Annotated in this window: 11 protein-coding genes; 6 read left to right on the top strand and 5 right to left on the bottom strand. The window is 54.5% G+C overall.

Annotated elements, in window-relative coordinates; all coding sequences use genetic code 11:
* Positions 1–204 precede the first annotated feature (204 nt).
* A complete protein-coding gene (locus tag CHH28_RS15200; protein ID WP_094061109.1) occupies positions 205–1,356 on the bottom strand; it encodes an AraC family transcriptional regulator in 1,152 nt (383 codons plus the stop codon).
* 227 nt (positions 1,357–1,583) lie between these two features.
* Between CHH28_RS15200 and CHH28_RS15195 the strand changes: the two genes are divergently transcribed.
* Entirely contained in the window at positions 1,584–3,722 is a 2,139-nt protein-coding gene (locus CHH28_RS15195; protein WP_094061108.1) for a YgiQ family radical SAM protein, read from the top strand.
* 1 nt (position 3,723) lies between these two features.
* Here CHH28_RS15195 and CHH28_RS15190 read toward each other — a convergent pair whose 3' ends face one another.
* The gene (locus CHH28_RS15190; RefSeq protein ID WP_094061107.1) at positions 3,724–5,121 is read right to left on the bottom strand and encodes a diguanylate cyclase domain-containing protein; all 1,398 of its coding nucleotides are present in this window, start codon (positions 5,119–5,121) and stop codon (positions 3,724–3,726) included.
* A 194-nt stretch (positions 5,122–5,315) separates the two neighbouring features.
* Here CHH28_RS15190 and ald point away from each other — a divergent pair, with 194 nt between their 5' ends.
* From ald to aceF, 3 genes are all read left to right on the top strand, one after another.
* Entirely contained in the window at positions 5,316–6,440 is a 1,125-nt protein-coding gene (ald, locus tag CHH28_RS15185) for an alanine dehydrogenase (protein WP_094061106.1), read from the top strand.
* A 444-nt stretch (positions 6,441–6,884) separates the two neighbouring features.
* A complete protein-coding gene (aceE, locus tag CHH28_RS15180; protein ID WP_094061105.1) occupies positions 6,885–9,533 on the top strand; it encodes a pyruvate dehydrogenase (acetyl-transferring), homodimeric type in 2,649 nt (882 codons plus the stop codon).
* Between the two features lie 12 nt (positions 9,534–9,545).
* Positions 9,546–11,216: a dihydrolipoyllysine-residue acetyltransferase gene (gene aceF / locus CHH28_RS15175; RefSeq protein ID WP_094061104.1), complete on the top strand. Its 1,671-nt coding sequence runs from the start codon at positions 9,546–9,548 to the stop codon at positions 11,214–11,216.
* A gap of 169 nt (positions 11,217–11,385) precedes the next feature.
* Here the strand turns inward: aceF and CHH28_RS15170 are convergent, their stop codons facing one another.
* Together CHH28_RS15170 and CHH28_RS15165 are read right to left on the bottom strand one after the other, a co-directional pair.
* The gene (locus CHH28_RS15170) at positions 11,386–12,048 is read right to left on the bottom strand and encodes a nitroreductase (RefSeq protein WP_094061103.1); all 663 of its coding nucleotides are present in this window, start codon (positions 12,046–12,048) and stop codon (positions 11,386–11,388) included.
* A gap of 115 nt (positions 12,049–12,163) precedes the next feature.
* Complete coding sequence (locus tag CHH28_RS15165) at positions 12,164–13,633, bottom strand: leucyl aminopeptidase (RefSeq protein ID WP_094061102.1); 1,470 nt, start codon at positions 13,631–13,633, stop codon at positions 12,164–12,166.
* Between the two features lie 82 nt (positions 13,634–13,715).
* Here CHH28_RS15165 and lptF point away from each other — a divergent pair, with 82 nt between their 5' ends.
* Both lptF and lptG read left to right on the top strand, forming a co-directional pair.
* Entirely contained in the window at positions 13,716–14,786 is a 1,071-nt protein-coding gene (gene lptF, locus CHH28_RS15160; protein ID WP_199243922.1) for an LPS export ABC transporter permease LptF, read from the top strand.
* Positions 14,783–15,850, top strand: coding sequence for an LPS export ABC transporter permease LptG (gene lptG, locus CHH28_RS15155; protein ID WP_233243632.1), 1,068 nt, complete (start codon positions 14,783–14,785; stop codon positions 15,848–15,850). Before lptF ends, lptG begins: the two co-directional genes overlap by 4 nt.
* 38 nt (positions 15,851–15,888) lie before the next feature.
* Here lptG and CHH28_RS15150 read toward each other — a convergent pair whose 3' ends face one another.
* Positions 15,889–16,353: an RDD family protein gene (locus tag CHH28_RS15150; protein ID WP_094061100.1), complete on the bottom strand. Its 465-nt coding sequence runs from the start codon at positions 16,351–16,353 to the stop codon at positions 15,889–15,891.
* Positions 16,354–16,463 lie beyond the last annotated feature (110 nt).

The following is a 16,463-nucleotide window of genomic DNA, read 5'->3' as shown; positions in this document are numbered from 1 at the left end:
ACCTGCCTGATGCGTTGTCCGTTGACGGCGTTCCGTGCCGGAATTGTTATTGTCATAGCCGCTACAGGTTGGCTGGCATGCTCAGCCTGTCATGGGCGAGGCGCTGTGATTGCGCACAGCACTAGGCCCTGTTTCTGCAGCGGTTTGTTGGTCATCCTGACCGCTGACTATCAAACGGCATCCATCACAGACGGTAAAAATAATTCACTTGGTAATACTTGGCGGATGCTGTGCAAAGTCTGCAATGTCCAGTGATGATGCGACCTGCAGGCGAGTGTCATCAGGGTGTGCAATGTTTGCATTGGAGGAATTGCTGTGCCCTTGCTCGCGAAACAAGGTGGGTGTGGTGTCGTGGCAGCGCCGAAACGCGCGGTTGAATGAGCTCATGCTGCGATAGCCAACATCCAGAGCAATGTTGGAGATCGGTGTGTCGGGTTCTTGCCGTAACCTGACGGCGGCTTCGCCGATGCGCAACGAGTTGAGGTACTCATTAAAGTTATTGAAGTTAAGGTGTTGATTGATCACCGCACGCAAACGGTATTCAGGCATGCGCAGTTGTTTGGCCAGGTGACTTAAGGTTAAGCCTTCTTGGCGGTAAAAGCCGCTGCTCATGCAGTGTTGCAACTTCAGCAGGTCGTCGCTTTGTGCACTGGGCTCGGGTTCTGACATCAGATGTTCGCCAGCGACAGCATTGCTGGGGTTGCCATTGTTGGCGACGTTGCCAGCGTTAGATGCCTGCCCGGGCCGCCACAGCTCCTTTCGCCCCTGTAGCAAACACCAGCTGATGACCAGAATGGAGGCAATGATGGCCATCTGTCGCGACTCTGGCCCTGCCAAGCGCAAATTGAAAGAGACAATCGACCAGCCCACCGCCAACCCCGTTGCCAGCATGACACCCACTCGCAGCCGCCGCCGGGCTTCCATCAAATCGCCATGCCAGTGGCTGATCACTTCCCACAAGCCGAGCAAAATAAGCAAGTACTCTAATATTTGCGGAATCTGTTTGAGCACACCGTGCCAAGCCAGCGGCTGGCCGAGCAGTAAATGCAGCAGCGGCCCGGCGACGCTGTACACCGCCATCACCCAGTGAATGCGCCGGTCTTCGTCGGTGTCGACAAAGGCATAGCGGCAGGCAATCCAGAAGCAGGCGGGCGCTGCGCTTTGAACCAAGTACGACCACTGGTGCAACGCTGGTGGCAAGGCGTTGTGAAACATGTGCAACGCTGCGATCAGCATCAGTGCGGCAAAAGCCCTGGCGGAGGCGGCGCCGGCAAAATCTCGGCTAAGCACCAGAAACAGTGGGGCAATCAGGCCGGTGCCAAACGCGGCCAGCAACAGTTCGGTTTGACTGGGCATGGGGGTGACTCGGGTTGTTATTATGCGACTTATAGTTAGTGAGCAGTTTGGTAATGGCAAGGTCTCTGGCGGCCAGAGCTGACAATGTTAGTGAGCCTCTGCCTCATTCCGGGCCTTTGATGTGTAGGGCAGCAAATGAGGCAGGTAGTGGGCGATCGCCGCCAGTAGGCACTCTGGCTGATTTCTGGGACAATGAGCGTCCTTCATACTGTTGATTAGCTTTATTCATGAACACAGCTGCACCGCATCTTAACTCCTATTACCCCTACTGGGCCGAATGTTTCGGCACGGCGCCTTTTTTGCCCATGACACGGGCAGAAATGGATCAGCTTGGCTGGGACAGTTGCGACGTAATTTTGGTCACTGGCGACGCCTATGTTGATCACCCCAGTTTTGGTATGGCGGTTATGGGACGGGTGCTGGAAGCACAAGGGTTCCGAGTGGGTATCATTGCCCAGCCCGATTGGAATGATCCCAGTGCTTTTACCGAGCTGGGTAAGCCCAATCTGTATTTTGGTGTCACCGCTGGCAACATGGATTCGCTGATCAACAAATACACAGCCGATTTGAAAGTGCGTAATGACGACGCCTATACGCCTCATGGCGAACCGGGTAAGCGCCCGGAAAGGGCCGTGATCGTTTACAGCCAGAAGTGTCGCCAGGCCTATAAAGATGTGCCAGTGGTGATTGGTGGCATCGAGGCCAGTTTGCGTCGGATCGCGCAGTACGATTACTGGAGTGACCAAGTTCGTCGCTCGGTACTGATAGACTCTGGTGCGGATATCTTGCTGTACGGCAATGCTGAGCGCGCCATTGTTGAGTTGACCCACGCCTTTTCGCAGGGGCGTGGAGTGAATGATCTGACTGACTTGCGCGGCACCACGATTGTTCGAACCGCCACGCCAACGGGGTGGACCGAAATTGATTCCACCCGGATTGACTGGCCGGGGCAAATTGATGCCATTCCCAACCCGTACGAAATGAAGGAAACCGACGGCAGCAGCTGCGAGCAAAAGAAAGAAGCCGACAGTCAGCAAGCCGATGACGTCATGCCGGTGAAGATCGTGCCCATGCCATTGCAGCGCAAAGTGGACCATGATCCGGAAAAGACTGTGGTGCGATTGCCATCGTTCGAAAAAGTCCGCAACGACAGCGCCTTGTATGCCCATGCCTCGCGTGTCTTGCATCAAGAGTCGAACCCCTACAACGCGCGGCCTTTGATTCAACGTCACGGTCAGCAAGAGATCTGGGTAAATCCGCCGCCGATTCCGCTGGAAACGGATGAAATGGACAGCGTCTTCGGCCTGCCTTATCAGCGTGTGCCGCACCCAAGCTATGGTGATGCGCGCATTCCTGCCTACGAAATGATTCGTTTCTCGGTCAACATCATGCGCGGCTGTTTTGGCGGCTGCACCTTCTGCTCGATTACCGAGCACGAAGGCAGAATCATTCAAAGCCGATCGCAAGAGTCAGTGATCAACGAGATTGAAGAAATTCGAGATAAGGTACCGGGTTTTACCGGCACCATTTCCGATCTCGGAGGGCCGACGGCCAACATGTATCACTTGAAATGTAAAAGTGAAACCATTTTAAAAAGCTGTCGTCGCTTATCGTGTGTCTACCCTGGTATTTGCAAAAATCTGGAGACCAGTCATAAAGCCACCACTGAGTTGTATCGCGCCGCGCGCGCGCTGCCGGGCATTAAACGCATTGCCATTGCATCGGGTCTGCGCTACGACCTGGCGGTAAAAGACCCGGAGTATGTACGCGAATTGGTGACTCATCACGTCGGCGGGTATCTAAAAATTGCGCCCGAGCATACCGAGCAAAATGTGCTCAGTAAAATGATGAAACCGGGCATGGGCACTTACGATGCGTTTAAGAAAATGTTCGACAAATACTCGCGCGAGGCGGGCAAAGAACAGTATCTGATTCCGTATTTTATCGCCGCACACCCGGGCACTGAAAATAAAGACATGATGAATTTGGCGCTGTGGTTAAAGCGCAATAAATTCCGTGTTGATCAGGTGCAAACCTTTTACCCATCGCCGATGGCCTTGGCCACGGCCATGTATCACTCTGAGCGCAACCCGCTGCAGCGGATGAGTTATAAGACTAAAAAAATCGCCATTCCTCGTGATATTCAAGAACGTCGATTGCAAAAGGCGTTCTTGCGCTATCACGACGAAAAGAACTGGCCGATGCTGCGCTCAGAGCTTAAAAAAATGGGCCGCAGTGATTTGATTGGCAGCGGGCCGCAGGCATTGATTCCTGCTGAAGATGCCCCGGCGACTCGCCAAAGACGCCCAGGCTTTAAACCAGGCCAGGGCTCTAAAATGGCGCGCGGCCCGAAAAAACGTCGCTGATTCAATCAGTGGCTGAGGGCTCAGTTGTGAATGAGGCATCCATAATCAGGGTGCCTTTTTGTTGTTGATGCTTGTGGCTGTACATTTCGCGATCGGCCTGAGCGAGTAGGTCATTAATGGTGTGTTGGTCGACCAACGCCTGACCTATGCTGATCGATGGAACGATAATGTGCTGCTGCCAGCGCAGCGGGTGCGAGCGGATTATTTTTTGCAGCTTGCGTTGGATTTTCTCCACTTGTTTGGCGTCATCGACGTCTGATAACAAGACCAAAAACTCGTCACCACCGAAGCGGCAGACAATGTCGCGGCTGCGCACCGACTCTGCCAAATGGTCGGCAATGTGTTTTAGCAGTGCATCGCCGGCTTCATGCCCGAGTTGATCGTTGACGCGTTTGAAATCGTCCAAATCAATGTTGAGGATGGCAAAACGGCGAGGCTTTTCTTGATGGGCAAACAGCTGCTCCAGCTTGCGCAACATAAAGCGCCGGTTCGGCAGCAAGGTTAACTCGTCTTGCATCGACTCCCGGTGGGCGTATTGGTAGTTGCGATACAACAGGTACACCACCAGATACATCAGTAACAAAGTGATGCCACCAATCAAGTGCACCAGCAGTGCCCGGTTGCGCACGCTGGGGCTGTTGCTGATGTCGAAGTGGGCGGCAATCTCCCATTGGCCACTGGGCAGTTGCACTGGCTGGTGGGCGTTGGCGTGCTCAAACACGTCAGCATCGCCATAGAACACGTTCCATGGCTCATCGTCTGAATGGCGCTTGCGCAAGGCAATGTCACCAAAGCTAAAGTCTCCCACGCCGCTGTCTTGCAAAAGTTTGTCATAGCGCAGCACCACGCTGATGCCGCCCCAGTACTGTTGATTAAACGGCGAGTCGGAAAAGATGGGGTAGCGGGCGATGATGGCGGTACCGCCTTGCACCAAGTTGACGGGCCCAGCGATGTACATGGTTTGCAGCGCTTTGGCTTTTAGCACCGTTGCCAATTGCTCTGGTCGGGTACGAAAGTCAAAACCGATGGCCGCTTCGTTGCCGGCAACCGGGTAGACGTGGGTAATGATATTGTTCGGTGCTAGCCCGACATTGCGGACGTAGGTGGAGCGGTCGAGCAAAGTGGCGGCGATGGTCTCCCAGTTGCTCACCGCAAAAACTGGGTCGATGGTGACGACGGTTGCCAAGCTGTCGGCTAGGTAACTGTCTCTGAAAATGGCTGCCTCCAGGCGTGAGCGAACCAAGGTGAGCTCGCTGTTGAGCGCTGAAGTGGCCTCGACCATATAGCGCTCGATCACCAGTGCCGAAATAGAGCGCACCATGACGCTACCAATGGCCACATACAACAAGGTGATAAGCACATACGCCAGCTTTTCTCGTGCAGACAAGCACAGCCACATAAACAGACCCAGGTTACCGATGAATCGCCATCCTGTGTTGAAGTGCACCAGAGAGCGGTCTTTCAGTGGTGCACACTTCCCCTGTAAGTAAAGACGATGAATGCGTTTCGAGCCATGCGCTATGGCATACGAGGCCGACGCCTGGGGCCTTGCTTTAGCGCTGCTACACTGTGGCAAAAACAAGGGAGGTGGTTATGCGAGTGGGTGTGCCGAAAGAGATAAAAAATCACGAATACCGCGTTGGATTGACCCCAAACAGTGTGCGCGAGCTGGTGACGGATGGCCATGAAGTGGTTATTGAAACGGAGGCGGGCGCCGCCATTGGCTTTCAGGACAGTGATTACGAAGACAGCGGTGCCAGTATTGTTAGCGATGCCGCCGCAGTGTTCTCTCAGGCGGACATGATCGTCAAGGTCAAAGAGCCGCAAGCGCAAGAAGTGGCGTTGTTGGAGGCGCGCCACACTTTATTCACCTATCTGCACTTGGCGCCGGATCAGGAGCTCACCGACTCGCTGATCAAAAGTCGCGCCACCTGCATCGCATATGAAACCGTGACCGATGCTCAAGGGCGGTTACCACTGCTAGCGCCGATGTCGGAAGTGGCGGGGCGCATTGCGGTGCAAGCCGGTGCGCGCAGTCTTGAAATGGAAGCCGGAGGTCGCGGTGTGTTGCTGTCGGGTGCTCCCGGGGTGCCGTCTGGGGAAGTGCTGATATTGGGCGGCGGCGTGGTCGGCTCGAACGCCATTCGCATTGCCGTTGGCATGGGCGCACAAGTGACGGTGTTGGATACGTCGTTGCAAACATTGCGCTTGCTGGATCAACAATACGGCAATCGCATTCACACCCGTTTGTCGACCCGCACAGCCATCGACGAATATTTGCCGCAGGCGGATCTAGTGATCGGTGCGGTACTGATTCCCGGTGCAGCAGCCCCAAAGCTGATTGAAGCCGAGCAGCTGCAGCACATGCAGCGCGGTGCCGTGATTGTCGACGTGGCGATTGATCAGGGCGGCTGCGTCGCTACCTCAAGGCCGACCACCCACGATGATCCAACTTACGTGGAGCAAGGTGTGGTGCATTATTGTGTGGCCAATATGCCAGGTGCGGTAGCGCGCACGGCCACGCAGGCGCTTAACAATGCCACCTTGCCGTTTGTGCGTGCGCTTGCCAGTATGGGGCCGCGCAAAGCCATGCATGCCGACGAGCATTTGCTGAACGGTTTAAATGTCGCCGCAGGGCAGTTGTGCAACATGGAAGTGGCCAGCAGTCAGGGACGTATGTGCGCCGACAAAGTCAGTGTGCTGGTGCAAGTGCGCTAAAGTAGATGGTTGGCGTGAATAGTGGCGGTTGCAAGGCGACCGCTGCGCCGTACGCACAGTAGTATTGTTGAGTTATCGGCACGATTGCACCGACATTTGCTCAGTTGTGGTGGTGAAATGATCAAAATCTAGGTGTTTTGCGGGCACTGCTTACGGCTTTGGTCGTAGGTGGAGATCGTTCTTGTAAAAAAACTACAAGAAGGGATTGTCTCGAGCTTACAAAGGCGTCAGACTGATGCCGTTTTCGATCAGCAGCCCAATATTTACAAGGGTTGGTGGTCTTGTAACCAGTTTTCTAATTGTGGTGGCCACGTACAGTGAAGTGGCATTATTTATCGCTCTTTGCGGCCCGGGTCGCGGCCTAAGAGCAATAGGTAAGATCACTTCAGTCGGCTGCCCTTGTTGTGATGACACCAAAGTGTTGTCAGTACACCGGAGCTATCAATGACCGAAGATATTGATGTATACGAAACCCAGGAATGGTTGGATTCGTTACATGCCACCATCCGTCACGCCGGACCTGAGCGTGCCGCCTTCATTCTGAAAAAGCTGTTCTCCAACGCCATGGACAAAGGCGTGTCGCTACCACAAGCAATCACCACGCCTTACCGCAACACCATCGCACCGGACAAAGAGCGGCGCATGCCTGGCGATCTGTTTATGGAGCGCCGTATTCGCTCTTTGATTCGCTGGAATGCGTTGGCCATGGTGATGCGGGCGAACGATAACAATGAAGGCTTGGGTGGTCACATCGCGTCGTTTTCATCGGCCGCCACCTTGTACGATGTTGGCTTTAACTACTTCTTCCGCGGCAATGACGGCGAAAACGAAGGCGATCTGGTGTACTTCCAGGGGCACTCTGCACCTGGCATTTACGCGCGCTCTTACCTCGAAGGGCGTTTTGACGAAACCCATCTAGACAACTTCCGTCGCGAAGTGGACGGTAATGGACTGTCGTCTTATCCGCACCCATGGCTGATGCCGGATTACTGGCAGTTCCCGACGGTGTCGATGGGTCTTGGGCCGATTCAGGCCATTTACCAAGCACACGTGATGCGCTATTTGTCTGCGCGTGACTTGGCGCCTCGCGGCGATCGCAAAGTATGGGCCTTCTTGGGCGATGGCGAGTGTGACGAGCCAGAAAGCTTGGGCGCGATTTCTCTGGCCGGTCGAGAGCAGCTGGAAAACCTGATCTTTGTAGTGAACTGCAACTTGCAGCGTTTGGATGGTCCTGTGCGCGGCAACGGCAAAATCATGCAAGAGCTTGAGGGTGTATTCCGCGGTGCCGGTTGGAACGTCATTAAGGTCGTATGGGGTCGTCACTGGGACGTACTGCTGGAGAAAGACACCAGCGGCATGTTGCAAAAGCGCATGGACGAAGTCTGCGATGGTGACTTGCAGAACTATAAAGCCAACGGTGCTGCCTACACGCGTGAGCATTTCTTTGGTGCTTACCCTGAGCTGGCCAAGTTGGCGGAAGAGCTGACCGATGAAGACATCGCCAAGCTGAACCGCGGCGGCCACGACCCGTTCAAGGTGTACGCAGCTTATGCTGAAGCGGTGGCCCACAAAGGCCAGCCAACCGTGATTCTGGCGCAAACCGTAAAAGGTTATGGTTTGGGCGCGGCGGGTGAAGCGGCGAACGATACGCACTCGGTGAAAAAACTGGATATCGATGCGCTGAAACAGTTCCGCGACCGCTTTGCGATTCCGCTGACGGACACTGAGCTGGAAAATGTGCCATATTATCGTCCGGCGCCAGACAGCCCCGAAATGAAGTACATGCGTGAGCGTCGTGAATCGCTGCAAGGCTTTGTGCCGTCACGTCGCACCAACAGTGACGCCTTGCCAGCGCCAGCGCTGGATACCTTCAAGGCACAGCTGAGTGGCAGCGGTGAGCGCGAAATGTCCTCAACCATGTCCTTTGTACGCATTTTGTCGCAACTGGTGAAAGATAAGACCATTGGCAAACGTGTCGTGCCAATTGTGCCGGATGAAGCGCGCACTTTTGGTATGGAAGGTATGTTCCGTCAGTTGGGTATCTACTCCTCGGCCGGGCAAAAGTACACGCCGCACGATTCCAAACAGATCATGTACTACAAGGAAGACAAAAAAGGTCAGATCCTGGAAGAGGGCATCAATGAAGCGGGTGCGATGTCGGCGTGGATTGCTGCTGCTACAGCGTACAGCAACAGCAACTGCCCGATGATTCCGTTTTACGTGTTTTATTCCATGTTTGGTTTCCAGCGTATTGGTGATCTGGCGTGGGCGGCTGGTGACATCCAGGCACGCGGCTTCCTGATTGGCGCAACTTCCGGGCGTACCACGCTCAACGGTGAGGGTTTGCAGCATCAGGACGGTCACAGCCATCTAATGGCGCAAACCATTCCGAATTGTCACTCTTACGACCCGACTTACGGCCATGAGCTCGCCGTGATTATTCAAGACGGTTTGAAGCGCATGTATGAGAATCAGGAAAACTGCTTCTACTACATCACCACCATGAACGAAAACTACCCGCATCCAGAAATGCCGGTGGGCGCCGAAGAAGGCATCGTCAAAGGTCTCTATCGTCTTAAGTCTGTCGGCACAGACGGTGCCAAGGTGCAGCTGATGGGTGCTGGATCCATTTTGCGTGAGGTGGAAGCTGCGGCGGACATATTGCAACAGCAGTACGGTGTGCAGTCCGACATCTGGAGTGTGACTTCGGTGAACGAGTTGGCTCGCGATGGTCTGGCGTGTGAACGCCGCAATCGTTTGAACCCCGAACAGGCTGCGCAAGTGCCGTACATTACCGAGCAGCTGCAGGGTCAGCAGGGGCCATTCGTACTGGCCACTGACTACATCAAGTCCTACGGCGAGCAGTTGCGTGCCTTTGTGCCGGGTGACTTTACGGTTTTGGGTACTGACGGTTTTGGGCGCAGTGATACGCGCAAAAAACTGCGCCACTTCTTTGAAGTTAGCCGTGAGTTTGTGGTTTATGCAGCGCTGCAGCGGCTGACAGAGCAAGGCGAGTTTAGCCAGGAGGCGTTGCTGAAAGCACGCGCCGATCTGGGCATCGACGCCGATAAAATCGACCCAACACGCAGCTAAGGAGGGCAGAGAATGAGCAATACAACCGTTTCTGTGCCTGATTTGGGTGGCGCTGATAATGTCGACATTATTGAAATTTCAGTGGCCGTTGGCGACAGCGTCGAGTTAGAGCAAGACTTGTTGGTGTTGGAAACCGATAAAGCCAGTATGGAGATTCCTAGCCCAGTCATGGGTAAGGTGGTCGAAATCCTAGTGTCGGTTGGCGACAAAGTCTCTGAAGGCGACAACATCATGGTGGTGGACGTAGCTGCTAGTGATGATGCAGAGCCTTCTAAGGCAGAGCCAGAGCAAGAGCCCGCCGCCAAGGCGAGTCCTGCAGCGGAAGCTAAAGTGGATCCTGACGCGAGCTCTGCGGCGTCAGCGTCTGAGATGGAGCTCACCATTCCTGATCTGGGCGGCGCCAGCGATGTTGATGTCATTGAGCTCAGTGTTGAGCCAGGTGTCAGTGTGGCCGCAGAAGACTCGCTGCTGGTGTTAGAGACCGACAAAGCCAGCATGGATGTGCCAGCGCCGGCAGATGGAACCTTAGTCGAGTTTCGCATCAAGGTGGGCGACAAGGTCAACGAAGGTGATGTGTATGCGGTAATGAAAACGGCCGCATCTTCTGATGCGGCTGAATCGTCGGCCAAATCAGGAGCGTCTGCCCAAGCCGAGTCTGCGCCATCAGCCGTAGCCGAATCATCAGCAGCCGAATCACCAACAACCGTTGCGCCAGCGCCGGAAAAATCGGCCGCAACGGCACCTGCGACGCCTGAGTCGGCCAATCGTTCGTCGGATGTTTACGCCGGCCCTTCGTCACGTCGCCTGGCGCGGCAGTTGGGTGTCGATCTGACCAAAGTGTCAGGTACTGGCGTGCGTGGTCGCATTACCAAAGATGACATACGCGGCTACGTGAAAAAGATGCTCAAACAGGCAGAGTCGGGTACTATTGGCGCCGCTTCAGGAGCAGGCATTCCGCCGATCCCTGAAGTTGACTTCAGCCAGTTTGGTGACATCGAACTGCAACCAATGAGCAAGATTAAAAAGCTCACCGCAGCAAATATGCAGCGCAATTGGTTGAACGTACCACACGTGACGCAGTTTGATGAGGCCGATATCACCGACTTGGATGCATTCCGTAAGCAAATGAAGCCGGAAGCAGAAAAGCGCGGTGTGAAAATCACGCCACTGCCGTTTTTGATCAAAGCGGCGGCGCAGGCGCTGAAGTTGGAGCCGAGTTTTAATGTATCGCTGCACGCCGATGGCGAGCACATGGTGCACAAGCACTATGTCCACATTGGCATTGCTGTCGATACGCCAGCCGGTTTGATGGTGCCAGTGATTCGCGATGCTGATAAAAAAGGCATTTGGGAGCTGGCGCAGGAAAGTGCCGAGCTGGTAGAAAAGGCTAGAGCCGGTAAGCTCAAGCCGAACGAAATGAAGGGTGCTTGTTTTACCATTTCCAGTTTGGGTGCCATGGGCGGCACCGGGTTTACCCCCATTGTAAATGCGCCGGAAGTCGCCATTATGGGAGTGTCCAAGGCACAGATGAAACCTGTGTGGAATGGTAGCGAGTTTGAACCGCGTAATATGCTGCCGCTGGCGGTGTCTTATGATCATCGAGCCATAAATGGTGCCGATTGTGGGCGGTTCTTTACCACACTGGTCGCATTGATCAGCGATATTCGTCGCTTGGTGCTGTGAGGCAATGCCCACGTCTCCAGTGGTGAGTGACTGAATCGGTCTGAAATGGGTGACTGATGCGTTTGAAATTGCAGGTAAGGGGGCAAGCTTAGACGCGCAGGTTTCAGGTCGTTACGACAACGCCGGCACTGGCAACAGTGCCGGCGTTTTTTATGCCCTGTTTTTTATGTTAGGAAAAGAACTGCACTGACTGGCTAAGTTCGCTGCGATCGGTGCGAGCGCGGTTGACGTCGGCGTCTGTGTCTTCGTAGCCAAATGACATACCGAATAAAATGCCCTGCTGTTCGGGAATTTCCAGCAGCTCTTTCACCGGTTGAGGGAATTGCCCTAAAGCGCCTTGCATGCAGCAGCTGATGCCACGTTCTTGCAGCAGCAATGCCAGGGTCTGGGCGTAGATGCCAATGTCCACCGCGCCCATGATGTCTAGGTATTTGTCCATGGTGAAAAAGGCCACATGCGGCGCATCAAAAAAGGCCCAATTGCGCAGCATGGCCATGTTGCGTTTCATCTTGTCATCGCGTTCGATGCCCATGGCACCATACAGGGCGTTGGCCGAGCCAAACTGGCGCTCGCGGTGGATGCCTTCGTAGGCCACCTTCCAATTAAATTCTGGGTTGGGAGTTTGCTGTTTCATCACAGTCGCGATCAGCGCATTTTTTAACTGGTCTTTTTGCTGGCCAGAAACCACATACGTTTGCCATGGCTGAACATTGCAGTTGGACGGCGCCTGTTGCGCCAGTTCAAATACTTGCTGCAGTGTGTCTGGGTCGATTGGGTCGGCTTTGAAGGCGCGTACGGAATAGCGTTGTTGTAATAATTCGCTGAGGCTCATGGTGGCTCCTATTGGTGTTATGAGCGCCATGCTAGCAGTGCGTATCGTCCGAGTAGATGTGCAAAGGTGACAAAAAAGAGGCCGCAGTGCGCGGCCTCTGTCAGCTGATGCGAGATCAGGCTTTATTCAGTAGGTAATTCACCAGCAGCGGAACCGGACGGCCGGAGGCGCCTTTTTTCGCGCCGCCAGTCCAGCCAGTGCCGGCAATATCGATGTGCGCCCATGGGGTGCCTTCGGTAAAGCGCGACAAGAAACAAGCTGCAGTGGTCGCACCGGCCAATGGACCGCCAATGTTGGCCATGTCAGCAAAGTTTGAATCCAGCAGTTCCTGGTAATCTTCTTCCAGCGGCAGGCGCCACACTTTGTCGTGCGCGTATTCGGCAGCGCTTTGCAGCTCACTGGCCAGGGCTTCGTCTTCGGTGAACAGACCGCTGTTCACTTCACCCAGTGCGGCCATGCAAGCACCGGTCAGGGTCGCGATGTCGACCACTGAGGCTGGCTTGTACTGGTCGATACCGTAGGTCAATGCGTCACACAGCACCAAGCGGCCTTCGGCGTCGGTGTTGAGGATTTCAATGGTTTTGCCCGACAGGCTGGTGACCACATCGCCTGGCTTGCTGGCGTTGCCAGCAGGCATGTTTTCTGCCGCTGTGATCATGCCGATGACGTTGATGGCAGGACGCAGTTCCAACAGAGTTTTCATGGTACCCAGCACAGACGCAGCGCCGCACATGTCGTACTTCATTTCATCCATTTTGGCGCCCGGCTTCAGGCTGATGCCGCCGGTATCGAAGGTGATGCCTTTGCCCAGCAGCATGTGGGCAGGCTCACCAGCTTTGCCGCCTTGATAATTCATGATGATGATCTTGCCGGGTTCAATCGAACCTTTGGCAACGGAAACAAAGGCGCCGGCGCCCATTTCTTCCAGCTGAGACTCGTCCAAAATGGTGGTAGTCATCTGCTCATCGGCCAGTGCCTGAGCTTGCTCAGCCAGGTAGGTCGGGGTGCAGATGTTGCCTGGCAGATTGCCCAGTTCGCGCGCGAAGTTGATGCCATTGGCCAGCGCATCGCCTTTTTTCAGGCTGTTCAGTTCATCGCCGCCAACCCAGATCAGGCTGCTGGCTTGAGTAGGCTGGTCTTCGTCTTTTTGCGGCTTGGTGGTGGTGAAGCGATACGCTTGGCGACCAAAGGCAATGGCGCTTTGCTCCGCTAACCAAGCGTTGCTCAGCTGCTCATTGGCCAGGTCTTCCAGCGCCAGAGCAACGCTGCCTTCCATGTTGCCGGTGGCACTGGCAACGGCGTTTAACAGTTTGATCGCTTGACCACGCTTCAGTGACTTGTTGCTGTCGCCGCGGCCAATCAGCAATACGCGTTGAGCGGCGATGCCGGGTACTGCTGGTAATAACAGTGTTTCAGCCAGCTTGCCTTTAATGTCTTTATGTTCGAAGCGTTGTTGCAGAAAATGCTCGCTGGCGCTATCCAATTGACTACCGGCTTCTGACAGCTTGCCTGCGGTGTCGATAGTGACCACAATACAGCTCGCTTCTACTTCGGCAGCGCTGTGTTGAGACGTCTGGTATTCCATGTGAACTCCTAGAGTCAGGTATGAATGACTTATTCCGTCCGTATATATGCTGTCACATATTGGAAATACAAGGTCTGGCTGTTTGATTCTTTTTCGTTACCTCGCGCGTGAACTGTTTAGTTCGATTGTGGCAGTTACTGTGGTGTTACTGCTGATCCTGATGAGTGGGCGTTTGATTCGCCAACTGGCTGAGGCCGCCGCTGGCCAAGTGTCATTGGAAATCGTGTTTTTTACCCTGCTGCTGCGCTTACCGTCGTTTTTGGAAATGGTGCTACCTCTGGCGCTGTTTATTGCCATCTTGCTGGCTTACGGGCGTTTGTATGCCGACAGCGAAATGACCGTGTTAACCGCCACTGGGTTTTCGCATGGGCGATTGCTCAGTTACACCATGATTCCGGCCGGCTTGATGATGGCCATCGTTGCCTCGCTGTCACTGTTTGCTAGCCCTTGGGGCGCGCAAAAAATGGAAAGCCTGTATCAAAAGCAGGCGCAGCTGACGGAGTTTGAACTGCTGATCCCCGGGCGTTTTCAGAGCATGAAAGGCGGTTCGCGCATCACCTATGCGCAGTCGTTATCCGATGACAAAACCGAAATGCAACGTGTGTTCATTGCCGATGGCAATACCTTGCTAATGGCCGGGCGCGGCACCCAATACGTCAGCGAGGAAACCGGTTCGCGCTATTTGGAACTACACAACGGCCGACGCTATGACTTGAGCGCCGGTGGTGTGGAAATGCAAACGCTGGAGTTTGAGCGTTACGGCGTCAAAATTGCCGATGAGCCTGATGAGCGGCGTAAATTACGCCAAGAAGCGATTCCCACGCTGGCGTTATTAGAACGTGATGACGTGAAGTCGCAGGCGCAGTTTCAGTGGCGTTTATCGCTGATTATTATGGTGCCCATCGTCACTTTGATGGCATTGCCGTTAGCCCGAGTAAATCCTCGCCAGGGGCGTTTTGCGCGGCTGTTTCCCGCCATTATCTTATTTATGGTGTACATCTCGTTGATGATTGCCATGACCGGCATGATCGAAAAAGGGCGTTTGGATCCGTTGGTCGGAATGTGGCCGCTGCACGCTTGTTACGCCTTGATCGCACTAACGCTGTGGTGGTGGCCGGAGATCAAACGCCGTCATAAGGTGCGCCAATTATGATGTCGCATCTGGACCGATACGTTGCTCGTCACGTGCTCAATGCCACCTTAGTGGTGGTGTTGGTCATTGTTGGCCTCGATGCCGTCTTTGCATTGGTGGATGAGCTTAAGCGCTTAAAAGGTGACTATCAGCTGTGGCAGGCGCTGCAGTTTATTTTTATGCGCTTGCCTCGGCGAGCCTACGAGTACATGCCGCTGGCGTGTCTGATTGGTTGTTTGGCCGGGCTGGGTAGCATGGCGGCCAGCAGTGAGCTCACGGTGATGCGCGCTGCCGGTATGTCCATTCGTCGTATCAGTGTTGCGGTGATGAAGCCAGTGCTGGTGCTGATGATGATCAGCATGGCCACCGCAGAATACGCCATTCCCTCGCTGGAGCGCATTGCACAGTCACAAAAGGCGGTAGCGCAGGGACGCGGCGATACTCTGTCTAATCGTGGTCAGGGATTCTGGCACCGAGAGGGAGATACCTTTATGCGCTTTACCGCCGTTGAGCCCAATGGTGTTCTGCACGGATTGACTCTCTACCGGTTTGATCAGCAAGCGCGTCTGCAACAAATTCGAACCGCAGACCGCGCGATTTACCAGCGTGAGTATTGGCAAATGGAAGGCGTGCAGGACATTGTTCTGCACGGTGATCACGTGACTCGCAATGAAGTCGGTAGCTTGCGCTGGGAGACGGGTTTAACGCCACAAAGCTTGAGTGTGGTGATGGTGGAGCCGCGTGATATGTCGATATCCAACTTGTACCGTTATAGCCAGTACGTGAAGGATCAGGGCCTGAACGCGGATAATTATTTGTTGTCGTTCTGGCGCAAAGTGACCCAGCCGCTCAGCACCCTGGCGCTGGTGCTGTTGGGTATTTCATTTATCTTTGGGCCGCTGCGTTCGGTAACGCCGGGGTATAGGATCTTTACCGGTATTTTGGTGGGTCTGGTGTACAAATACGCTGAAGAACTGCTCGCACCGGCCAGCATCGTATTTGGCTTTGCGCCGCTCTGGGCCAGTGTGGTGCCGATTGTGCTTTGCACCCTAGCGGCGGTATTGCTGCTCAGACGCGCCGCTTGAGCGGCGCAGGTGCGATGGCCAAATGCATCAATGCCGGTTTACTTCATGCCAGCAGGCATGTGCACCACACGTGTCAGCGACGCCATGTCATGCCAGGTGCGCTGTTGTTTATCGAACAGCATCCAGACGAAACCCAGCAGTCCCAAAACGGTCGAGAAAAAGCCACAACCGCAGCGTAACATGCATTGGCTCAGTTGCAGTGGCAGCGTTTTTCCGTGCTGTTGGCGTGCATTGATCAGGCAGATGCGCCAAGCCTTCATACCGATGGTTTGTCCGCCTTTGAGCCAAGAGTGGGTGTAGTACATAAACGTTATGCAAAAAAACAAACTTAGGTTGACCGACATCGGTAAGGCACCGGGAAATTCACCCTGGTTGACCGCTTTGATGATGGCTACCAGTATGAAGCCGCCCAGAATGTACAAAGAAAACAGCACAAAACTGTCATAAAACAGCGCCGCTAACCGGCGTGATAAATTGGCAGTGGGGTAGTTCTGGAACGACATGTCAGTGCCTGTGTTGCCTGAAAAATTGAAGATCGCTAAGTGTATCAAAGGAGTTAGCAATAGTGAGCCGGGCTCGCCTGTCCGCCGACAAAACTATGCCGAATCGCTGC

This window comes from Bacterioplanes sanyensis, assembly GCF_002237535.1.
Lineage (GTDB): Bacteria > Pseudomonadota > Gammaproteobacteria > Pseudomonadales > Oceanobacteraceae > Bacterioplanes > Bacterioplanes sanyensis_A.
Note: the sequence above shows the minus strand (reverse complement) of the source record. Positions and strands in the feature narration are given on the sequence as shown.